We start from the raw sequence: 23,112 nt of genomic DNA on the forward strand, positions 1-23,112 counted from the left end.
TATCTCTCCTTTTAGTTGGTTGTTTGTGTCATACCTAATCGATTCATAATTTCCTCATTATGCTCCCCCGGATTAGGAGGATGGTATTTCATTTGAACCGGTGTCCGTGATAGCTTAAGCGGACTTCCAATCAGTTTTATGCGTCCAACTGTTGGATGATCTTGTGTGATAAACATTTTGCGTGCTTGTAGCTGTTTATCATGGACAACTTCCTCTAAATTTTGAATTGGACCACTTGGAATATTATTATTTCTACATTGTTCTTGCCAATAGGCGGTCTCTTTTGTTAATAAAATGGCTTGTAATAATGGTACTAATTGGTCCCTGTTTTTCACGCGGTTAGGATTCGTTTGAAAAAGAATGTTATTAGCGTAGTCAGGTTTTCCAAGCACATCACAAAACGCCTTAAACTGATGATCGTTTCCGACTGCAATAACCATTTCCCCATCTAACGTTTGAAATGCTTGATATGGAACAATATTTGCATGGGTATTTCCGAGCGTTTTCGGAATTTGTTCGGCCATTAAATAGTTACTTCCGATATTCACCAGTGCGCTTACCGCAGAGTCATAAAGGGAAATATCTAACTTTTGTCCTTTCCCCGATTGTACACGCTCTAATAAAGCAGCTTGAATTCCAATGCATGCATACAACCCAGTCAAAACATCTACAATTGCGACACCTGTTTTTTGTGGTCCCGATTCTTTCGTACCAGTGATACTCATTAATCCACTCATCGCCTGAATGATAAAGTCATATCCTGGAATATGTCGATCTGGTCCTGTTTCACCAAACCCTGTAATCGAGCAATACACGATACGTGGATTAAGCTCCGAAAGCACGTCATAACCTAAACCGAAACGATCCATGGTGCCTGTTTTGAAGTTATTAATTATTACATCACTTTCTTGAACTAGCTTTTTAATAATTTCTACACCAGCTTCTGACTTCAAGTCTAAAGTAATCGCCTTTTTATTGCGATTAGCACTCAAGTAGTAAGCACTTACTTCGTCTATAAATGGCGGACCCCATTTACGTGTTTCATCACTTCCTCCAGGCGACTCCACTTTGATGACCTCTGCTCCTAAGTCACCCATAATCATCGTGCAATATGGACCAGCGAGAACACGCGACAAATCTAAGACTTTGATATTGGCAAGCGCTCCCGTCATTTAAACAATCCCACCTTTCTCTAGTTAATTCAAAAAGCCAATTCAAAAAGACTACAGACTCGCTGTAAATCAAATTGAACTGGCTTATTATCTGCGGTTAAAAATCCCGATAAGAATTTTTGACAGATTAGGCAGTATTGGCTTTTCTATTTGTATGGCAAATTTGGTCATGGGAATGAACGTTGGAACGTTTCAACATGACTCGTTAATTCTTATTCTAGTACATAAATATAAGCTTGTAAACAGAATAAACGGATATTTTTAAATAATTAATAAGTTATTGTTTGTCAGCTGTATATAACTCATAATGCTTATTTAAATCTTTCAGTGCGGACATTACCGCATTTCCCGCTTTGCCTAAATAATGATTTTTTATACTCGCGAGTGGCTGATCAATTCCATCTTGTAAGCTATGCCCTCTTAACAGTTGTTGTACAAACGCACGACCATGTTCCGTAGCCAAAGTACAACTCGCCGCAACAATCACTCCGTATTTTTTATCGATTTCCGCTGTAATTGTCAGTGTTTCATATAAGTTTTGTGCGGCCATTCCCGCCGGAAGCCTTGCATGCCCTGCTATAAAAACTGTATTCATAATCTTTCATATCCCCTTTGTTAAAATAGTTCATATTAAAAGCATCTCTATGCTATAAGAATACAGTAAGCGAATATTATTTAATAGTACTTAGCGGGAATATTCTGTTTAATCATTTGATAGTAATAGTAGTAATTTAGTAATCTACTTTTCATTATTAATAATAGCTAATGTTTGATGGTCCTCCCATTTCCCATTAATTCGAACATTTTCTTTGGCAATACCTTCTTTATGAAAACCAGCTTTTTCTAACACTTTAATAGATCCCAAATTATGAGGCATCACTCCAGCTTCAATACGATGTAGCTTTAACTCATTAAATCCGAAATCTACAGCCTGTCTTACAGCTTCTGTCATATATCCTTTTCCATTCTGTCCTTTGTTTAAAGAATATCCTATCCAACAACTTTGTAAATCCCCCCGTACAACTTCAGATAATGTTACATTTCCAATTAACTGTTCATTTTCAGTAAGAAAAATACCAAAAGAATAGAAAGTATCTTGCTCCGCACGAGAAATACTTTTTTCAATTCTCTCTATTTGTCTCTCCATCGTAAAAAAAGCATCTTCTTTTAAAGGTGAATATAATTGGAAAAAGTCTCTATTTTCTATTTCTAGTTGTAGTAAATCCTCTGCATCCGAAACTTTTAATAATCTGATAAAAAATTTTCCTTTATTTTCCACATTTCTTCCTCCTCTTTAAAATAAAAAACCATCGGAAAAACCCATGATTTTAGATAACAATTTATTTTATCTTCCATAGGAAAGACTTTTTCCGTAATCGTTCCCTCGTTCACTTTAGTAATTTTAATAGTAACAAGATTTTATAATTTTCTCAATGTTACTTCTTGCTTTTCAAGAAAATTATTCGACTATAATTATTCAATCTCCTCAACATTTTGCAAATACATCGGTAACCCTTCTCCTTCTCCGTTCACAATATGACTACCTTGGTTTTACAGGTCATTCTTTTATTTTCTTGAACGTAGGCATCCTTTTTACTTTTGTTCTTTCTATAGGAACACTCACTCCAACATAACCTTTGAACATAGCAGAGTCATCAAATTCCGAAACTTTAATTGTATGAAATTTTCAGATATTTCCTAGGCAATATTTTATAGCCTTCGCAATTTCATTACTATTTTCACCTGCAATGGTACTATCTTCAGGAGTTTGTCAGGCTAATATCTTCCGCTTTTGCTTGGTCTTTAACAAATGAATAAGCAGTCGTATTAAGGAACGTTTGCAAAAACATATAACATTTTCTTGCCAATCCAACTCTTTTCCTCCATTTTTTGCTAACTGTTAGACAAACCTCCTGTTTATTTGGTTTCAAATGATTGAAATATATTCATAAATGAAGTAGTTACAAGACACTTTCAGGTCATTCATACCTTAATCCACCTGAAATATCCTCTATCTTCTCCCATTCGATAACGACAATTTCTTTCTTATTCTTCTTGATTACCTTTTCACTAATAAGTTTTTCAATTACTCGATTTAAATGCCGCATAGTTGTGCCTATTAACGAAGCTATTTCCACGCTATTTGTCGTATGAATCTCTTTTCCAAAGCTTACACCATTACGAACCGTACACAAATAACTCGCAAACCTCGTTTCTACTGAAGCTAGTAGATTAATGCGAGATGCAGTTGTACATGTTTGTAGTTTGTACGTTGTGTGTACTAAGAGTTGTCGTAAAAAAGCGATATCTTTCATTAATTTATTGTGTATGTACGTTTTATCGATAAAAATAAAGTCCGTTTCTTCCACTGCAGTTACTTGGGCTTGTATTGGCACTTTTTGGACTAATTCAATATCTCCCATGATGGAAAGGGCTGAACAAAATCTAAGCAACAATGCTTTACCCGTAATAACACTCGTAGTGATTTTTGTTCTACCGGAAACTTGTATATATAACCCCTCGATATCTTCCCCTTCTATTAGAACTACTTCGTTAAGACTATATCGTCTGATCTGAAATGGATGTTGTTCATTAGTAAAAATATTTTTCAATTCTTTCTGGTTCAAATAATAGGTTGAAAGTAGATTATCTTGCATTATTTGCATCGTAAAAGCTCCTTTTGGGACATATGTCCTTTTTATTATATCGAAAAATCTCTATTATTAAGAGAGTGAAAGGATGGAGAGCGATGAAATTTGTTTTTGATCTAGATGGGACGATTTGTTTTAGGGGACAACCTTTATGTGAAGAAATAAAGGAGGCATTACAATATTGTCGCCATATGGGACACGAAGTTATTTTTGCTTCTGCAAGACCTATTCGTGATTTACTTCCCGTTCTTCCAAAAGAAATGCATATGTATTCCATGATTGGCGGAAATGGGGCCTTTGTTGCAAAGGATGGAAAAGTTACGCATTTAACATCGTTTGATAATCAAACAAAAAAACAAATAGAAGAAATTATAAAGGAATTTCAATTATCCTTTTTAATCGATAGCGATTGGGATTATGCGTATACTGGAAGTGCGGAACATCCGATTTATCAAAACCTGGATCCCAACCAGTTAGCGAAGAATATTTCCATACATAAAATTGAACAAATGATAAAGGTTGTACTATTTCCAAACGAACGGGCGAGTGAAATATTATCTCGATTAAACCAACTTCCACTCCGAACATATATTCATGGTCAAGAAAATATTTTAGACATTAGTCCGATTGGCGTTGATAAATGGACAGGCTTGCAAAAACTTAATGTGAAAGAGCAGGACTTCATCGCTTTTGGTAACGATGCAAATGATATCCCTATGTTTCAATTTGCCAAAGAAGCGGTTTGTGTCGGTGAACATGAAGAGTTGAAAGCAGTTGCGACGAAAGTTGTGGAAAGTAATGCGAAGGCTGTCGCGAATAAGATAATTGATCTTAGTGAGCTATATGCACATAAGAAAATAATGGAAGTATAAAGTTTTTCCAACTATTTCTGCTCTGAGGTCATTTGGCAGCTTCCTTATGTATTACACTCAGCTTTCTTCTGTATTTACATATGGTTACTTGATAAAATCTACTAGAACCAAATATATTTTGTCTTAGAACAGGAGGTTTAACTTTGGAAAATTTCTTTGTATATATTTGTATTATACTCGTAGCATCCATTTTACAAACAAGTACTGGTTTTGGATTTTCGATTATAGCCACGCCTTTTTTATTAATGCTATTTAAACCTCAAGAAGCTATCCAAATCAATATTATCCTTTCGTTAATAATCTCTAGTGCTTTAATAATGAAAATCAAAAAGGATATTGATAAACATTTATTGAAAAAGTTAATTTTGGGAAGCATTATTGGTATTCCATTCGGTGGGTTAGTTTATTTATCTATTGATATCAGTACTTTTAAAGTAATCATTAGTATTACTTTATTAATATTAACCTTAATGCTAATTTTCAATATTAGATTTAAGTCAACTACCGCAAGAGATTATATAATTGGTGGACTATCCGGTCTTTTAACAATAAGTATTGGCATGCCTGGACCACCATTGTTAATATATTTTGCCGGGACAAATACTGAAAAAGAAAGAACAAGAGCCACAACACTAGCATTTTATCTATTTATATATTTCGTTAGTCTTGTTTCGCAGATGTTATTAACCGGAACAGATACGGATATTTGGTCTTCCAGTTTGTATGCCATTCCTGCTGTATTTATCGGATTGATAGTGGGACAAGTATTATTTAAACATCTTAATCAAAAAACATTTGGAATTTTTACATATATCCTTTCAGGGAGTACTGGGATTTTCTTATTATTAGATAGTATCCTATCTCATTGATATAACTGGATAATGCAGATTTAAGTCAGCACTTAAGAGTTCACCTATAAATTGTTGTTTCTACATTTATCGCAATATTAAATAACTCATTGCATTTAATATTGCAATTTACAAAAATAAAAACCGTAGACAGCTCTTTAAGAGTGTCTACAGTTTCATTATGCTAAACGCTTTTTAGCTTCTTCTATTTGAATGGCAACTTGGTCAAATCCAGTTCCACCTAGAGAGTTTCTTCTTCTAACAGCAGCAAGAGGTGATAATACATCGTAAATATCCGACTCTATTAAGCTGCTTGCTTCTTGTAAATCTTCTAGCGGAAGATCTAGTAAGAAATAGCCTCGTTGGATACATAGAAATACTAACTTACCGGTTACTTCATGTGCTTCGCGGAATGGAAGTCCTTTTGCTGCAAGGTAATCCGCAAGTTCAGTCGCATTAGAGAAGTCTTTGTGGACAGTATCGTGGAGACGTTCTTTATGAACAGTCATTGTGCCAACCATACCTTCAAATATTTTCAATGACCCTACGATCGTATGCACCGTATCGAACATACCTTCTTTGTCTTCTTGCATGTCTTTATTATAAGCAAGGGGCAAACCTTTAATAACTGTAAGTAAGCCCATTAGATTTCCATAAACACGACCCGTTTTTCCTCGGATTAATTCCGCCATATCCGGATTTTTCTTTTGTGGCATAATACTAGAGCCAGTAGAGAAGGAATCATCTAACTCAATGAAGTTAAACTCTGAACTTGACCATAAAATAATCTCTTCTGCAAATCGTGATAAATGCGCCATAAGCATAGAAGCATTACTTAAAAACTCGACGATAAAATCACGGTCACTTACCGCATCCATGCTGTTGGCATATACATTTGCAAAGCCTAAAAACTCTGCCGATAGTTTACGATCAATCGGAAAAGTAGTCCCAGCAAGTGCTCCTGCTCCAAGTGGAGAAATGTCGATACGTTTAATCGAATCCTTAAAACGATCTTTATCTCGGTCAAGCATCCAGAAATAGGCCATTAAATGATGTGCAAAAGAAATTGGCTGCGCACGTTGTAAATGCGTATATCCTGGCGCAAGTGTTTCCACATGTGTTTCTGCTTGAGCAACTAGTGTTTGTTGGAAATTCTCGATTAGCTCGATGATTTCTTCTACTCTATTTTTTAAGAATAAGTGCATGTCCGTCGCTACTTGATCGTTACGACTACGACCTGTGTGTAGTTTTCCGCCAACCGGCCCAATCAAATCAATAAGCATTTTTTCTAAGTTTAAATGAATGTCTTCATTTGCAACTAAAAATTCTAATGCATTATCTGCTGCAAGTTTTTTTAATTGCTCTAAACCACCAAGAATTTGTTGTACATCTTCTTGGGGCAAAATATTACATGCCCCAAGCATTTTCACGTGCGCAACGCTTCCTTCTAAATCTTCCATTACTAATGTTTGGTCAAAACCGATGGAAGCTCCAAATTCATCTACCCATTGTTCGGCAGATTTTTGAAATCTACCTCCCCAAAGCTTAGTCATGCTTTCACCTTCTCCGATTTCTGGTTCACCATCGCGTGAACCTTTGTTGGAAGACCCCAGAGCTCGATAAATCCAACTGCTGAAGCGTGGTTAAATTCGTCCTCTGCTGTGTAAGTCGCAAGTTTTTCGTTGTATAAAGAGTTTGGTGATTTACGTCCTTCAACAATCGCATGCCCTTTAAATAATTTCACGCGAACTGTACCATTTACATATACTTGTGTTTCTTTTAAGAATGCTTCTAGAGCTGTTCTAAGTGGAGAGAACCAAAGCCCTTCATAAATAAGTTCCGTTAGTTTTTTCTCCATTACTGGTTTGAAATGGGCTAATTCTTTTACTAAAGTAATATCTTCTAACTCTTTATGCGCTAGTAATAATGTGTGGGCACCAGGGATTTCATATACTTCACGTGATTTAATACCAACTAGACGGTTTTCTACATGGTCGATACGCCCAACTCCGTGTTTGCCTGCTAAATCATTTAATTTTAAGATTAACTCATATAGTTTATATTCCACACCATCAAGCGCAACTGGAACACCATTTTTAAATTCGATTTCAATAACATCTGGAACATCTGGCGCATTTTCTAAAGACACAGTTAAATCATAAGCGTCTTCTGGTGGTGCTGCCCAAGGATCTTCTAAAATACCACACTCGTTTGCACGGCCCCATAGATTTTGGTCGATTGAGAATGGGCTATCTAAATTGATCGGAATTGGTATATTCTTTTCTTTTGCATAAGCAATTTCTTCTTCGCGACTCCAGCTCCACTCACGAACCGGTGCAATAACTTCTAAATTAGGGTTTAGTGCATTGATCGAAACTTCGAAACGAACTTGGTCATTCCCTTTACCCGTACAACCGTGTGCTACTGCAGTTGCGCCAGTTTGTTCCGCAATTTCCACTAATTTTTTCGAAATTAAGGGACGAGATAATGCTGAAACAAGTGGATATTTATTTTCATACCAAGTATGTGCTTGTAAAGAAATTAATGCATATTCATTCGCAAACTCTTCTCTTGCATCAATCATATAACTTTCTACCGCACCAACTTGTAGCGCTTTATTTTTAACAAATTCTAAATCTTTTCCTTCACCAACGTCTAGACACACAGCTACTACGTCATATCCTTGTTCTTTTAACCATGTAATTGCAACCGATGTATCTAGTCCACCTGAATATGCTAACACGACTTTTTTATTCATTTTAAATTCCTCCGATGTATGTTTATACGTTAATTTAGTATTAATATACATAATGTAACATGGTATATGTATAAATACAACTAATAATTTATGATTATGAGAGATATTTTCATTTGACAGACAGATTAATTGATTACAAGAAGTGAAACAAAGATAATGGTAAAAAGGAGTGTGTTGTATGAGTCATTTATTTTCACCGATTACACTAAAAGGGCTAACATTAAAAAATCGTGTCGTGATGCCCCCTATGTGTCAATATTCCGTAGAAGCTAAAGATGGTACCCCGACGGATTGGCATTTTGTTCACTATGTTTCTAGAGCAGTTGGTGGTACTGGGCTTGTTATCGTTGAAATGACCGATGTGGAACCAGATGGTAGAATAACCGATTTCGATTTAGGATTATGGTCAGACGAACAAATTCCTGCTTATGAGAGAATCGTAAAAGAAGTACATAATCACGGGGCTAAAATAGGCATACAAATTGCACATGCGGGAAGAAAGGCAACAGATGCTAACCCACCTGTTAGCTCTTCTAATATCCCTGTAGCGGCAGATTGGAAAATCCCAAGAGCACTTTCCACCGAAGAAGTAAAAGAAATGGTAGTCAAATATAAAGAAGCAACAAAACGAGCAATTGCTGCTGGATTTGATACAATCGAACTTCACGGTGCACATGGCTATTTAATCCATCAATTTCATTCACCTTCTATTAACAATAGAACAGATGAGTATGGAAAAGACTTATCGAAATTTGGAGTAGAGATTATTGAGGCAGTGCGTAGTGTGATGCCGGAAGAAATGCCACTTATATTCCGTATTTCAGCGATTGAATATATGGATGAAGGCTATGATTTAGATCATTCATTAGAAATTGCTAAAAAGTATAAAGAAGCTGGAGTCGATGTATTCCATGTTTCGAGTGGCGGTGAAGGCCCTGCTGGGAAGATAAAACCTGCGAACACGCCTGGGTATCAGGTTTCATTCGCTCATTCTTTTAAAGAGGCCTTAGATGTGCCTGTCATTGCAGTTGGAATTTTGGAAGATGCGGATTTGGCAGAGCAAACAATCGCAAATGGAGATGCAGAGCTTGTTGCAGTTGGTCGTGGAATGTTGAAGGATCCGTATTGGGCACTTCATGCGGAAGAAACGATTACAGGTAATGTTACTCCACCCGAGCAGTATAAAAGAGGTTTTTAGTAGTAATATACACTAATATGCATAATGATTTAGTCCACCTCAGAACTAAGGTGGACTATTTTCGTGATGACAAACTTTACACAGATTTAGAGGAAAGTAGTTCAACAAATCGATTTCCTAGCCCGGAAGTAGAAGTTTCCCCACCTAAATCAGGCGTAAGACTTTCTTTATCTAATAAGATTTCTTTTATCGTGGATAAAATAGCTTTCCCCCATTTTTCTTCCCCAAAATAATCCATCATTTGACTGATCGACCAGATCGCAGCAATTGGATTCGCAATACCTTTTCCCGAAATAGTTGGGGCAGATCCATGGACCGGTTCAAACATGGAAGGATATTTTCGTTCTGGATTGATATTCGCACCTGTTGCTAGTCCCATTCCCCCAGTAATTGCGGCACCAATATCGGTCAAAATATCGCCAAACAAGTTAGAAGTAACAACGACCTCAAAACGTTCGGGCTCCGCTACAAAGTATAAACTTGCTGCATCGACAAGGTAGGAGTATGTTTGGACATCAGGATACTCCTTACCAACCTCCTCAAAAACTTCATCCCAGAACACCATGGAATAATTTAGTGCATTCGCCTTACTAACACTCGTCAACGTTCGATTGGATTTTCTTGCTTCTTCATAGGCATAGCGAATAATTCGCTCTGTTCCTTTCCGAGAAAAAACGCCTGTTTGCAAAACGACTTCTTCTGGTTTACCTTTGAACAACCAGTCTCCTACTCCCGCATATTCACCTTCACTGTTTTCACGAATCACAAGAAAGTCTATTTCTTTTGCTGTTTTATCTTTTAGTGGTGTAAGCCTTGGATTCAACAACGTTATCGGTCGGATATTCACATACTGATCAAACTCTTTTCTGATTCGGAGGAGTAAATCCCACAAGGAGATATGATCAGGCACCCCCGGATAACCTACAGCTCCTAAATAAATTGCATCGAATTCCTTCAGTTGTTCAATACCGTCATCTGCCATCATCTTCCCATTTTCTAGGTAGTACTCGCATCCCCATGGAAACTCTGTGAAAGAAAAAGACATATTTGCGTCTAACCGTTCAATTGCTTTTAATACTTTTACACCTTCTGCGACTACTTCTGGACCGATTCCATCTCCCGGTATAAGGGCAATCTTAAATGTTTTCATCATTTTCTCCTTCTAATATTCGCAATTTAATTAGCCTTTTTTAACTTATGAAGCGCATCTAAATTCGCAATAACTGACAACTCTTCCCCTTCTATTGCTTTTCGTAAGTTCTCTGCAATTACGACAGATGTCTTTTTAGCAGCTTCAAGACTGATGCCCCCTATATGTGGCGTCATAATAATTTCATCTACTTCAAAAAAAGGGTGGTTTTCTGCCGGCGGTTCAACCGCAAATACGTCTACTCCTGCCCGCAACAAGTTTTTGTTTTTTAATGCATTAACTAAGTCCTGCTCGTGGATAATACCGCCGCGTGCCGTATTAATAAGAACTGCGGATGGCTTCATAAGGCCTAGCAAATTCTTATCAACCAGCTCTTTCGTTTGAACTGTTAATGGGATATGCAGGCTGATTGCATCACTACGCTTGAACACTTCTTCTATAGAGGTTGTCAGTTCGACCCCTAGTGATTTTGCAAGTATTTGTCTATCTTCCGATATCGTTCGAACATATGCGAGAACATTCATCTCAAAGCCACTTTTTAATATTTTTGCTACTTTTTGGGCTATAGAACCGAATCCTACAAGTCCAAGCGTTTTCCCATTTAATTCTGCAGTATATCTCCCATCCCTAAAGGAGAAGTTTCCTTTTTTCATTTCCAAATGAAACGTACTAATATCTTTCATGACAGCAAGAAGTAAAGCTACAGCATGTTCCGCAGTCGCGTCACTATTCATTTTCGGAGCATGCAAAACTTTAATCCCTTTTTTGGTAGCATAGTCCACGTCTATATTATCCAGTCCAATACCTGCTCCTGAAATAGCTTTTACATGTTCACATTGATCTAAAATGGCAGGAGTGATTTTTGCAGGCGCTCTCAAAATAATTCCGTCTACGACATGCTGCTGCAAATAAGAAATAATGTCCTGCTCATTAAACGTTTGAAATACTTTTACATCAGCAAATTCTTTGAGCTTTTCTTCACCGATAGGATGATACATTGGTAGTATTTGAACGATATGTAAGGACATTCAATCCCTCCTTTTCAGATACATTTTAATTTCGTGTAATACCAATCTATTATTGTAAGTTTTCTACGATCGTCGTGATACCTTGACCTCCACCAATACAAAGCGTAACAAGACCATATTTCGATTTTCTACGAGCCATTTCATGGAGTAACTTCGTCATTAGTATTGCCCCTGTAGCACCAATAGGATGACCAAGAGCAATTGCACCGCCATTGACGTTTACTTTATCGATATCCATACCCGAAGCTTGAATAACGGACAACGCTTGTGCAGCAAATGCTTCGTTTAACTCAATCAGGTCAATATCATCCATAGTTAGACCACATTGTTCCAATGCTTTCTGTGTCGAAGTGACTGGTCCGATTCCCATGATATCAGGGGATACAGCACTGACTGCTTGCGCAATGATTTTTGCTTTTGGTTTCAATCCATATTCATTCATTTTATCTTCGGACATCATTAGAACGACGGATGCACAATCATTTCTTCCGCTTGAATTCGCTGCTGTGACCGACCCACCGTTCTTAAAGACAGGCCGAAGCTTTGCCATTTGCTCATCGGTAGACTTTCTTGGATGTTCGTCCACTTCAAATATCACGCTATTTTTCCTTCCTTTAATTTCAAAAGGAACGATTTCATCTTTAAATCGACCTTCATTAATGGCAGTTTCCGCAAGAAGTTGACTTCTCATGGCAAATTTATCTTGTTCTTCACGTGTAATATTATATTCTTCTGCTAGATTTTCGGCGGTGTAACCCATTGTCAATTCCCCATACTTTTCAGCAGGCTGTGAACGCGGTTGACTTTCAGTATTCGGGTCAAGTAGTAATCCATTCCCCGCTCCGATACCATATCTCCCGTTTCGAATATAATATGGTGCCGTACTCATACTTTCAGCACCTCCAGCAATGACCACATCGGATAATCCTAAACGGATTTGTTGGTCTGCATTATTGATCGCTTGCAAGCCGGAGCCACATTGTCGATGTACGGTATAACCTGGGACTGTAACTGGTAATTCTGCTCTAAGTAGCGCTAGTCTTGCTAAGTTCGACGTATCTGCACTTTGTTTTGCCTGACCTAAAATAACTTCATCTATTTTAATATCTTTATTTGTTCTTTCCAACAGTTCCCTAATAACTTTTTCTGCCAAATGATCCACTGGTACTTCTTTTAACGAACCACCCATTTTGCCAATAGCAGTTCTTACCGATTCTACAATATAAGTATCCCGCATTTCTTCACATCCCCTTATTTGCATAATCACGTTTTAGTTCGCCTGCAATGATGTTTCTTTGAATCTCAGAAGTACCTTCATAAATTTTTGTAATGCGAGCATCACGGTAATATCTTTCAATTGGATAATCTTTTATATATCCAATACCACCATGGATTTGTAATGCAATATCTGCCACTTTGTTATATACTTCAGATGCAAAAAGCTTGGCAATTGCCGCTTCTTTTACAACGCGCATTTTCTGATCTGTCATCCATGCAACCCGATATGTCATGGAACGAAGAACTTCAATTTGCATACTGATTTCAGCAAGCATATGTTGAACTGCTTGAATGTCTACAATCTTTTGACCAAATTGTTCTCGTTCATGTGCATATTCAAGTGAATGTTCTAGCAATCTGACACAGGATCCCAAGTTTCTTGCAGCTAAACCCGCGCGACCATTGGCAAGTATTTTGAGTGCATTAATATAACCCGAACCTTCTACCCCTAAAACGTTTTCCTCAGGGACTTCCATATTATCGAAAAATAGTTCCGCAGAATGAGAGCCTCTTAATCCCATTTTCTGTTCAACAGTCCCTAATATAAACCCTGGCGTATCTTTTTCCACAATAAAGGAAGTGATTCCTTTTGCGCCTTTTGAACTGTCCGTCACAGCCATCACGGTAAAGATATGTCCATCTACGGCATTTGTTATGTAATGCTTAGAACCGTTAATGACATATTTATCCCCTTTTTTAACAGCAGTCGTTTTTAAATTAGCTGCATTGGATCCAGCACTTGGCTCCGTTAATGCAAAAGCACCGACCCATTCACCAGAAGCCATCTTCGGCAAAAATTTATTTTTTTGCGCTTCTGTCCCAAGTTCTACGATTCCAACCGTTCCTATCCCCGTGTGGGCACCAATGAGCGTCGTAAAACCATTATGGGTTTTTCCGAGTTCTTCATAAATGGCACATTTTCCAACCATATCTAGTCCAAGTCCACCATATTCTTCTGGGATTCCAAGACTAAATAGACCCATTTCTTTAGACATATCTACAATTTTTTTCGGAATGTTATCTTCTTCTTCGATTATCTTTGCGACTGGTTCTACTTCTTCTCGTACGAACTTTCTAACATTTTCTCTTAAAAAGTTTATGTCCTCCGTGAATGTGAAATCCATCTCAAAATCTCCCCTTATCGATTGGTAAAATTAGCGTTTCTTTTTTCTAGGAATGCAAGTGTGCCTTCTTTTTTATCTTCTGTATTAAAAACAACTGCTTGCGATAATTTCTCAATCCACATAGCTGTCTCCAAATCAGCATCATAACCTTTATGGACAGCTAGTTTGACAAGTTTTATTGCAATCGGTCCTTTTTTCATAACGTCAGCCGCGACTTTTTTTACTGTTTCAATAAGTTCTTCTTCATCCGCTAAATAGGATACTAGACCGATTTGCTCTGCCTGTTCACCTTCTATTATTTTTCCAGTTAAAATCATATCAAGCGCTCTGCCTTTACCAATAATTCTGGAGAGCCTTTGCGTGCCACCAGCTCCGGGGATAATCCCTAGATTTAGTTCCGGTAATCCAAACTTTGCTTTTTTAGTAGCTACACGAATATCACAAGCTAACGCCAATTCGCACCCACCGCCAAGGGCATACCCTGTTACAGCTGCAATAGTCACTTTCGAACAACTTTCAATTTTAGAGTATAATCCTTGCATACCAGGAATAAGTGCTTCCAGCGCTTGTCGATCATGAAGCTGCTGAATATCCGCTCCTGCAGCAAATGATTTCCCGCCGGCACCTTGTACAACAATTACTCGTATTTCATTGTCCGATTCGGCATCAGCAAAAGCTGCTTCGATTTCCAATAGTGTTTTTGCATCTAATGCATTTCTCGTTTCCGGACGGTTAAGCGTGAGCCACATAATCCCTTTTTCTTTTTCTATTAGAAGATTGCTAAAATTCTCCATCTAGACACCCCTTACCTATAATCGTAAAAGCCTTGCCCGCTTTTTTTACCGAGTCGCCCCGCTTTAACATATTTAACGATTAGTGGACAAGGACGGTATTTCTCCCCTAAAGTCGCATATAAATATTCCATATTACGTAATCTCGTATCTAAACCTACTAAATCCGCCAGTTCTAGCGGGCCCATCGGATGGTTAAGACCTAATTTCATCGCCTTGTCGATATCTTCTACAGATGCGACGCCTTCCATCAGCATATTCATCGCCTCGTTGCCAATTAAACAGTTCATCCTAGAAGTGACGAAACCAGGAAACTCATTCACTTCCACTGCTTCTTTTTTCATGGATTCGGAAATACCTTTCACAAATTCAACCGTTTCATCGGACGTATCAAGCCCTCGTACCACTTCTATCAACTTCATCTTATGGACTGGATTGAAAAAATGCATGGCGATAACTTTGTCTGGCCGAAGTGTTTGGGCACCGATTTCAGTAGGGCTCATCGTAGAAGTATTTGTCGCTAATATCGCTTCCGGCTTACAAATCCGATCAAGCTTCTGGAACACTTCTATTTTTAAGTCTATTCTTTCAAGCACTGCCTCTATAACCAAATCCGCGTCCCTTGCCGCCATTTCTAAATTGGCCTCATAGATTAAATTCTCTTTTGCCTGTTCATATTTTTCTTCCTTTAGAAAACCTCCACGAAAACTTGAATCTAGTAATTCATCAATATCCTTTTTCGACTTTGCCAATATCGCATCATCCAGATCATTCAAATACACTTTAAATCCGGATATTGCACTCGTATAGGCGATTCCTTTCCCCATCACACCAGAACCAACAACTGTTATTTGCTTCACAGGCTACTCTCCTCCATTAAACATTACTCTTTATTCATAGATAAATTCCGCTTCCGTTATTTCCTGTAGTTGAGCTAATGATAAATCGGACAATATTTCAACGAGTTTCATTTGATTTTCTTCAAACTTAAATACCGCATGTTCCGTTACTACAAGATCCGCTTTTCTAATACCACTTGTCGGGAAAGTGAGTGCTTTTACAAGTTTTGCTTCACCCGTTTTAGAGGAATGGGAAGTCGCAACAATAATTTGCTTTGCACCGGCAACTAAATCCATTGCACCACCAACCCCTAAAATTGTTTGTCCAGGAACTGCCCAATTGGCAATTTCTCCTGTTTGGTCCACTTGTAAAGCACCTAGAACTGCGACATCGATATGACCTCCTCGTATCATGGCAAAAGAACTTGCACTATCAAATAAGGAAGCGCCAATTTCCATCGTAATAGGAGCCTTACTCGCACTTATTAAATCCATATTTACTTGCTCAGAAGGTGGAGTCGGTCCCATGCCAAGCAAACCATTTTCCGACTGTAATATAAGATGTTTGTCTCCCAAATAATCTGGGATGAGTGTTGGAATGCCAACACCCAAATTTACAAATTGTCCTTCTTTTAGCTCCTGAACGATGCGTTTTGCAATTTTCACACGATCAGACTGATTCAACGAAAACCCCACCTTTTTTAACATATTTACTCATCACAATATAATCCACGTAAATATGCGGCGTTACAATCTCCGTTGGCAATAGTGTTCCGTTTTCCACAATTTCATCTACTTCCGCAATAACGATCTTACTAGCAGTAGCCATAACCGGATTAAAATTCCTTCCCGTATGGTCATATATTAAATTGCCCAGTTGATCCGCTTTATGTGCCTTGATCAGAGAAACGTCCCCTTTAATCGCCTTTTGTAAAAGATATCGTTCCCCGTCGATTACTTTTTCTTCTTTGCCTTCTGCCAATTTAGTACCGACGGCTGTTTTCGTATAAAATCCTCCTATTCCCGCGCCTCCACATCTCACCGCTTCCGCCAAAGTACCTTGTGGAATAAGCTCTATTTCCAGTTTCCCTTCAGACCACGCTTTAACCGCATCTCGATTAGTCGTAAAGTAGGAACCAATTGCTTTCTTTAAAATGTTTTTGTTCAAAAGCTTTCCTAACCCTTTGCCTACTTCACCCAAGTTATTGCTTACAACAGTTAACCCTTTCTTGGAAGATGCCGCTAATCCATCAATTAGTGTTAGTGGGGTCCCGGACATACCGAAACCACCAACCAATAACTTATCTCCATCCTTTATAAACTGTAAAAACTCCTTATCTTTTAATAGTTTTACCAACTGAATTCTCCTTCCCTTCAAACTGCTATTCCAATAGAATCTAAAAACTTCTTTATTAATGAAGTCATTAATTATAGTGTATTGACTTCTAAAGAAGTTGATGACTTATCATTTTGTTGCTCCTGCTTCTTTTTATCTGGGAAAAGTAAGCTGAATATTATGCCGAATGCAGCTGCAATAAAGAATGTTGTAAAACGAGATGTAGCAATCGCATCTAAAGGAGTGGAGATCCAGATAACAGTACTAACAAATCCAGTGATGATTGTTGCGATAACGCCAATACCCGAATATCGTTTCCAGAAAAATGTTAAGATAATCGCAGGCGACAGAGTGCAACCCACTCCAGCCCACGCCCAACTGACAACGAGGAAAACTAAAGACTTGGATGTCAAAGCAATAATCAAACCAACTATACCTGCCACAATGATTGTAAGACGTGAGATAAGAACAAGCCTTTTTTCAGTTAGATTCCAGTTCAATGCATGTCGGATAATATCTTCACTGACTGAACTTGTAATAACGAGTAACTGTGAGTCCGCTGTAGAAATAATTGCAGCGAGTATCCCGGCGAGTAAAATACCTGCAATCCAAGGTGGCATTAAGTCCAGAATCATAAAAGGCAAAATCATTTCAACATCATCGAAGACTTGGCCTTGGTACAAAGTAAGTGCAGTAAGCCCTATCATGAATGCTCCACCGTATGCCAATATCGTCCAAGTAATTGCAACGAAGCTTCCCTCTTTCGCTTCCTTCTTACTTCTTAAAGCCATAAAACGAGCGCTTAGTTGCGGTTGTCCACCAAGAAAACCGAAAAACCAAGCAAAATTATTAAAAAGTAACAGCCCTAAAGAGAAACCAATTGCACCACCAGTCCATGAGTCCATGGATGGTCCAGCCGCTACTAATGCCTGACTAATAGACAAATCGGCAGCCGAAATATGATAAAGCGCTATAATTGGTAATACAACTAAAGTAACAAGCATCATGAGCGCTTGAATCATATCCGTCCAAACTACCGTTACAAACCCACCAACAAATGCAAGTGTAATGACGACTACAACACTTAGAATGGCTCCAATAACCGGAGGAATATGGAAGACAGTAAATAATGTTTTACCAGCACCAGCAATCTGAGCCCCAAAATAAAACATCATAAAACTAAAAATAAGGATGGAGGATAGCCAAAGAATAATTTTCCCATGCTTACCGAAACGGTATGCCAAATATCCAGGTAACGTTAACGCACCGGTTTCCTCTGCTTCTTTCATAAATCGTTTAGCTAAAAATAACCAAGCAAAGACAATTCCAGTTGCAATCCCTATGGCTACCCAAACTCCTGATAAGCCTGTAGCAAAGACAAAGCCCGTGTATCCTAGTAGAAGCCAAGCAGACTCCCCCGTGGCACGCTCAGAAAATGCCAACGCCCAGCCTGGTAATTGCTTTCCTCCCAAAAGAAAATCCGCATGATTTTTCGTACGTCGACTTACCATGTATCCAACGACAAGCATAATCACTAAATACAATATGAACTCTACCATTATGATTGTTTGCAATTAACCTTCCCCCTTTTTTGGTTCATTACAGTACGCACATCCATTAGTTACACAATTGCATTTTCTAAAACTAAATCATTATCTGCAAAACGCTCAATACGAAGTGGTGTAAGATCTAGCGTTTCGTATTTCCCTTTACAAATGAGCTCAGAAAGTCCAAGCCCTACCCCAGGAGCTTGCTGCATTCCGTGCCCGCTGAATCCAAGTGCAACAAAATAACCTTTCATTAATGGATGTTCACCGATTATGGCATTTTGATCCACTGTATTATAGTCATACAATCCAGCCCATCCAGATTCCAATTTGAGTCTTTCGAAATTCGGAATTCGGTGCGCTAAAATTGGCCACAAGTAATCGAATGACGAACGTTTCCAATTAAAATCGTATCCAGGTTTTACATCGTCCGAATATCCCGCTGCTATCTTATCTCCTTCGTGACGGAAATAGACACCTGTTGGATCTATTGTAAGCGGTAACATTTTTTCTAACTTTTTAGTCGAATCAAAAATATATATTTGACGCTTCAAAGGAACAACCGGCAATGCTAATCCAATTGCTTCCCCTAACTCGGCACCCCAAGCTCCGGCACAGTTAATAACAATTGATGCAGAGTAAATCGTTCCATCCGCTAATTGAACCCCAGTCATTCTTCCTGCCTCTGCTTTCAACGATGAAACCTCGGCCGTAATATACTCTACTCCTAATGACCGGGCATTTTTACGATAAGCTTGCATGACTGAATACGGATCTAGATAACCATCCTCTTTGCAGAATAATCCTCCGGCAAGATCACTAATTTCTAACTCGGGAATTATTTTCAATAAATCACCTGTAGAAAGTATTTCAGATGGAACACCAAGCCTATTTTGCAACGAAAGCTGCTTAGTGAAATTAGGTAACATTTTTTCATTTGCTAAAAACAAATAGCCTGGTTGTTTGAAATCGATTTCCGCTTTTTCCCCGTCAAGAGCCATTTCATCTGCAAAATTTTTATAGACATCTAAACTAAATCGACTTAATTGAATATTAATAGACGTAGAATATAATTGACGAAAACCACCTGCGCTTCTAGCAGTAGATGAATATTTATATGTTGGGTCTTTTTCAAAAACTATTATGTCCCCTTCAAAACCGTTCTTGCGCAAGTAATATGCTGTACTAGAACCCATTACTCCTCCGCCAACGATAATAATATCTGCTTTTTTCATCTTACTTTTCTCCCCCATCATTAATAATCTTATGTCTTGTATAAGAATTATATTTACTAAAAATCCAACATAAGAATCGCCCCTTAACTTTTTAATTACCTTTCCTCTATTTTAGTAGAAAGATTTTCATTGAAAATATTCATTGTGCATATAATTCTGATACAATAAAAAGTAGTAAGGATTCAGAAAATACAGAAATCTCATTTAAAACATAACAATATCAAGGAGTGAATGTATTGCAATTCTCTGGGCACTTTGCACAATCAGTCGTGGAACAAGTTTCTTCTATATTGGATATCCCTATCAGTATTACGGATCAAGCCGGAAAGATTATTGGTAGTACAGACAATAAGCGCATAGGTTCATATCATATGGTAACTCCGGAAGTAACCAAGTCAGGAAAAATGATGTTTTTTTCAAAAGAACAAACTACGGGACTTGTAAATGTCTTACCTGGAATTGCTGCTCCACTAAGTTTTCAACAACAAACGATTGGTGTGCTGGGTCTGATAGGGGAGCCCGCAACAGTTGAGCGCTATGTACAATTCGTACAATCTCATATCGAAATGCTTCTAATAGAAAATTTTCGCTCCAAATCGGTCATTTCCAAAATGGAAACGATTCAAAGTTTCATTCAACTGCTTCTTAGCTATAAAGAAGGACAAGATAGTAAAGAAATTCAAGGCTATTGCGAAATGCATGGATTTTCACTTGGTTTAACTAGACGTTGTATTTTATTGGACATTTCCATCACGACTAACCCGCCTTCTTCCATCCACCAAATGAAAACATTTACACAAACGGAACAAGAATTTTTCTTATGTTTAACAAATCTATTTGTTGAACATGAACAAGATATCGTTTTACCAATGCATTCCGGTCAATGGCTTATCTTAAAACACCTAAATTCAGAAGATATAAAAGCAGTAAAAAGCAAGCTAGATTATGCAACGGATTCTTTACAAGGATTTTTACAAAAAAGAGATTTAGACAAACATTTTATGATGTCTTATGGTGACTGCTTCACCACAATTGCTGGAATCCACCAGTCCTATGAACAAGCGAGAAAGGCACTAGCTATTGCAAGAAGAAATAAATTTCAACAGTCGATAGTCTCCATCGATGACTGGAATTTACTATCGTTAGCTTTAGTAGAAGAAATAAACCTACCTTCCAAGAAAACACTTGATAATTACATTGAAAAACTTAGCAAACATGCGAACGGATCAGCACTCATCGAAAGTTTCCTCGTCTATTGCGAAGAACAGCTGAACATGAGTCAAGCATCCAAAAAACTTTATATTCATCGCAACACACTAATATATCGGATTCAGCAACTTCAACAATTACTAAATATCGATCTCCAATCATTCAAACAATGCACACTTCTTTATTTGGCTTTGAAACAGTATGAATATAACCAATTGTGAGACTCTTCTCTTAACCGATATAGCAAATGTTAATTTTGAATGGAATGAAGAGAACGAAATGGGGATAATGCGACGTAAGTAAACGCAATAAATCCAATAAATGGATAATGGCAACTAATCGGGCATTGAAAGCAACCAATTCTAGCCGAAAAGCAACTAAATCAACTCAAAAGCAACCAGATCCGCCCGAGAGCAACCAAATTGTCAATCAAAGCAACCAGTTCTTAAAATAGCAAGTATACTCGGAGTGAGACAGCGATGATGAAGAAACGCTATCCCAATATCTCGTACAAAAAAACTGCCCACCCTTGAAAAAGCAAGGATAGGCAGTTTTTTTATGCTTATTAGTTGTTATCAATTTGTGCTCTTTGCAATTTACCACTGTAATCGACATAAACGGACTTCCACTCTGTATAAACATCCAGTGCAGCTACACCAGAATCTCTATGTCCATTTCCAGTCCCTTTAGTTCCCCCAAATGGAAGATGAATTTCAGCACCAGTTGTTCCAGCATTAATATACACAATACCGGTATCTAGATCCCGCATTGCTTGGAAGGCACGATTAACATCAGCAGTAAAGATGGAACTTGATAAACCAAACTCTACACTATTATTAACTTCAATTGCCTCTTCTAAACTAGTAACAGAAATAATAGAGACAACTGGTCCAAAGATTTCTTCTTTCGCAATTCGCATTTCTGGAGTCACATCCGTGAAAATAGTCGGAGCATAAAAGTTTCCACCATCTAACCCATTATCGGAAACTATATGTCCACCGACAAGTAAACGAGCGCCTTCCTCTTGACCAATTTGCACATACTCATGAATTCTTTCAAGAGAAGAACGATTAATAACAGGACCCACTTTCACCGACTCGTCCGCACCATCGCCTAGTGTCAATTCTCCAATACGTTCTACAAGTTTTTGTTCAAGACTCGCTTTCACCTCTTGATGAACAATGATTCTGCTCGTAGCTGTGCACCTTTGACCACTTGTACCAAATGCCCCCCATAAAATACTATCCACTGCAAGATCTAAATCAGCATCTGCTAATACTGTCACCGCATTTTTACCGCCCATTTCAAGAGATGTTCGTTTTAATAACTCACCAGCACGTGCATTGATAGCACTACCGACTTCATTCGAACCAGTAAAAGAGATCAGATCTATACCTGGATGTTCGACCATAGCATTTCCTACAACACTTCCTGAACCGTTAACAAGGTTTAGTAGGCCATTTGGTAGACCCGCCTCTTCATAAATTTTAGTAAACTCATAAGCGGTCATTGGGGTTTCCGTTGCCGGTTTCCAAACAACTGCATTTCCAGTTACAAGTGCTGGCAGTGACTTCCAGGAGGCAATCGCAATTGGGAAATTCCAAGGTGTGATTAAACCCGCTACCCCAACTGGTACTCGCATACTCATGGCAAATTTATTGCGAAGCTCCGATGGAACGGTATCACCAAATTGACGACGACCTTCCCCTGCCATATAAAAGGCCATATCAATCGCTTCTTGCACTTCTCCTCTTCCCTCTTCAATCACTTTGCCCATTTCACTTGTTAATACTTGTGCAATTTCTTCTTTACGTTCTTTTAAAAGGAATGCAACTTTATATAAAAACTCTGCTCGTTCAGGGGCAGGAACTAGACGCCATTCTTTTTGTGCCTTCTTAGCTGCTTGAACCGCACGATCTACATCTTCTTTCGTCGATTGTGTCACTTCTCCAAGTACTTCTCCATTTGCAGGGTTTAAAATCTCTACATATTTCCCTGAAGATGATTCGCTCCACTCGCCGTCAATGTAATTTAGATATTTTTTCATATAAATTCCTCCCATTTTTAGAAAACTAT

The 23,112-nt window shown here is 38.1% G+C and carries 21 protein-coding genes; 4 read left to right on the forward strand and 17 right to left on the reverse strand.

The window, feature by feature from the left end; all coding sequences use genetic code 11:
- Positions 1–11 precede the first annotated feature (11 nt).
- The 4 genes from AC1DFT_RS01080 to AC1DFT_RS01095 all read right to left on the reverse strand — a co-directional run bounded on the left by AC1DFT_RS01080 (position 12) and on the right by AC1DFT_RS01095 (position 3,838).
- Positions 12–1,172, reverse strand: a complete 1,161-nt coding sequence (locus tag AC1DFT_RS01080; RefSeq protein WP_477916805.1) for a CaiB/BaiF CoA transferase family protein — start codon at positions 1,170–1,172, stop codon at positions 12–14.
- Positions 1,173–1,449: 277 nt separating this feature from the next.
- The gene (locus AC1DFT_RS01085; RefSeq protein WP_477916807.1) at positions 1,450–1,767 is read right to left on the reverse strand and encodes a DUF3870 domain-containing protein; all 318 of its coding nucleotides are present in this window, start codon (positions 1,765–1,767) and stop codon (positions 1,450–1,452) included.
- A gap of 144 nt (positions 1,768–1,911) precedes the next feature.
- Positions 1,912–2,451, reverse strand: a complete 540-nt coding sequence (locus AC1DFT_RS01090) for a GNAT family N-acetyltransferase (RefSeq protein ID WP_477916809.1) — start codon at positions 2,449–2,451, stop codon at positions 1,912–1,914.
- Between the two features lie 700 nt (positions 2,452–3,151).
- The gene (locus tag AC1DFT_RS01095; RefSeq protein WP_477916811.1) at positions 3,152–3,838 is read right to left on the reverse strand and encodes a Crp/Fnr family transcriptional regulator; all 687 of its coding nucleotides are present in this window, start codon (positions 3,836–3,838) and stop codon (positions 3,152–3,154) included.
- 83 nt (positions 3,839–3,921) lie between these two features.
- Between AC1DFT_RS01095 and AC1DFT_RS01100 the strand changes: the two genes are divergently transcribed.
- Positions 3,922–4,695 carry an HAD-IIB family hydrolase gene (locus tag AC1DFT_RS01100; protein ID WP_477916812.1) on the forward strand — a complete coding sequence of 258 codons (774 nt, stop codon included), beginning with the start codon at positions 3,922–3,924 and terminating at the stop codon, positions 4,693–4,695.
- 143 nt (positions 4,696–4,838) lie between these two features.
- Positions 4,839–5,564 (forward strand): sulfite exporter TauE/SafE family protein, encoded by a 726-nt coding sequence (locus AC1DFT_RS01105; protein WP_477916813.1) that lies wholly within the window; start codon positions 4,839–4,841, stop codon positions 5,562–5,564.
- 158 nt (positions 5,565–5,722) lie between these two features.
- Here the strand turns inward: AC1DFT_RS01105 and argH are convergent, their stop codons facing one another.
- Both argH and AC1DFT_RS01115 read right to left on the reverse strand, forming a co-directional pair.
- On the reverse strand, positions 5,723–7,096 hold the full coding sequence (argH, locus tag AC1DFT_RS01110) for an argininosuccinate lyase (RefSeq protein ID WP_477916814.1): 1,374 nt from the start codon (positions 7,094–7,096) through the stop codon (positions 5,723–5,725).
- A complete protein-coding gene (locus tag AC1DFT_RS01115) occupies positions 7,093–8,301 on the reverse strand; it encodes an argininosuccinate synthase (RefSeq protein WP_477916816.1) in 1,209 nt (402 codons plus the stop codon). Before AC1DFT_RS01115 ends, argH begins: the two co-directional genes overlap by 4 nt.
- A 178-nt stretch (positions 8,302–8,479) precedes the next feature.
- On the opposite strand from AC1DFT_RS01115, the gene AC1DFT_RS01120 reads away from it, so the two are divergent.
- A complete protein-coding gene (locus AC1DFT_RS01120) occupies positions 8,480–9,499 on the forward strand; it encodes an NADH:flavin oxidoreductase/NADH oxidase (protein ID WP_477916818.1) in 1,020 nt (339 codons plus the stop codon).
- A gap of 76 nt (positions 9,500–9,575) precedes the next feature.
- On the opposite strand, the gene AC1DFT_RS01125 is transcribed toward AC1DFT_RS01120, so the two are convergent.
- The 10 genes from AC1DFT_RS01125 to AC1DFT_RS01170 form a co-directional block, all read right to left on the reverse strand.
- Positions 9,576–10,649, reverse strand: a complete 1,074-nt coding sequence (locus tag AC1DFT_RS01125) for a tartrate dehydrogenase (RefSeq protein ID WP_477916820.1) — start codon at positions 10,647–10,649, stop codon at positions 9,576–9,578.
- A 26-nt stretch (positions 10,650–10,675) separates the two neighbouring features.
- Complete coding sequence (locus AC1DFT_RS01130) at positions 10,676–11,677, reverse strand: hydroxyacid dehydrogenase (RefSeq protein ID WP_477916822.1); 1,002 nt, start codon at positions 11,675–11,677, stop codon at positions 10,676–10,678.
- Positions 11,678–11,726: 49 nt separating this feature from the next.
- On the reverse strand, positions 11,727–12,914 hold the full coding sequence (locus AC1DFT_RS01135) for a thiolase family protein (protein WP_477916823.1): 1,188 nt from the start codon (positions 12,912–12,914) through the stop codon (positions 11,727–11,729).
- 4 nt (positions 12,915–12,918) lie between these two features.
- Positions 12,919–14,079 (reverse strand): acyl-CoA dehydrogenase family protein, encoded by a 1,161-nt coding sequence (locus tag AC1DFT_RS01140; RefSeq protein ID WP_477916825.1) that lies wholly within the window; start codon positions 14,077–14,079, stop codon positions 12,919–12,921.
- Between the two features lie 14 nt (positions 14,080–14,093).
- Positions 14,094–14,873 (reverse strand): enoyl-CoA hydratase/isomerase family protein, encoded by a 780-nt coding sequence (locus AC1DFT_RS01145; RefSeq protein WP_477916827.1) that lies wholly within the window; start codon positions 14,871–14,873, stop codon positions 14,094–14,096.
- A gap of 11 nt (positions 14,874–14,884) precedes the next feature.
- A complete protein-coding gene (locus AC1DFT_RS01150; RefSeq protein WP_477916829.1) occupies positions 14,885–15,730 on the reverse strand; it encodes a 3-hydroxyacyl-CoA dehydrogenase in 846 nt (281 codons plus the stop codon).
- 30 nt (positions 15,731–15,760) lie between these two features.
- Positions 15,761–16,393 carry a 3-oxoacid CoA-transferase subunit B gene (locus AC1DFT_RS01155; protein WP_477916830.1) on the reverse strand — a complete coding sequence of 211 codons (633 nt, stop codon included), beginning with the start codon at positions 16,391–16,393 and terminating at the stop codon, positions 15,761–15,763.
- A complete protein-coding gene (locus tag AC1DFT_RS01160) occupies positions 16,380–17,066 on the reverse strand; it encodes a CoA transferase subunit A (RefSeq protein WP_477916831.1) in 687 nt (228 codons plus the stop codon). The genes AC1DFT_RS01155 and AC1DFT_RS01160 overlap by 14 nt, the downstream gene beginning before the upstream one ends.
- Before the next feature lie 71 nt (positions 17,067–17,137).
- A complete protein-coding gene (locus tag AC1DFT_RS01165; protein WP_477916833.1) occupies positions 17,138–18,619 on the reverse strand; it encodes a sodium/proline symporter in 1,482 nt (493 codons plus the stop codon).
- 47 nt (positions 18,620–18,666) lie between these two features.
- Positions 18,667–19,827, reverse strand: coding sequence for an NAD(P)/FAD-dependent oxidoreductase (locus tag AC1DFT_RS01170; RefSeq protein ID WP_477916835.1), 1,161 nt, complete (start codon positions 19,825–19,827; stop codon positions 18,667–18,669).
- A gap of 236 nt (positions 19,828–20,063) precedes the next feature.
- Here AC1DFT_RS01170 and AC1DFT_RS01175 point away from each other — a divergent pair, with 236 nt between their 5' ends.
- Entirely contained in the window at positions 20,064–21,257 is a 1,194-nt protein-coding gene (locus tag AC1DFT_RS01175; protein ID WP_477916836.1) for a sugar diacid recognition domain-containing protein, read from the forward strand.
- Positions 21,258–21,601: 344 nt separating this feature from the next.
- Here the strand turns inward: AC1DFT_RS01175 and AC1DFT_RS01180 are convergent, their stop codons facing one another.
- Entirely contained in the window at positions 21,602–23,083 is a 1,482-nt protein-coding gene (locus tag AC1DFT_RS01180; RefSeq protein WP_477916837.1) for an aldehyde dehydrogenase family protein, read from the reverse strand.
- Positions 23,084–23,112: the final 29 nt, after the last annotated feature.

Source organism: Psychrobacillus sp. 05T411, assembly GCF_056396485.1.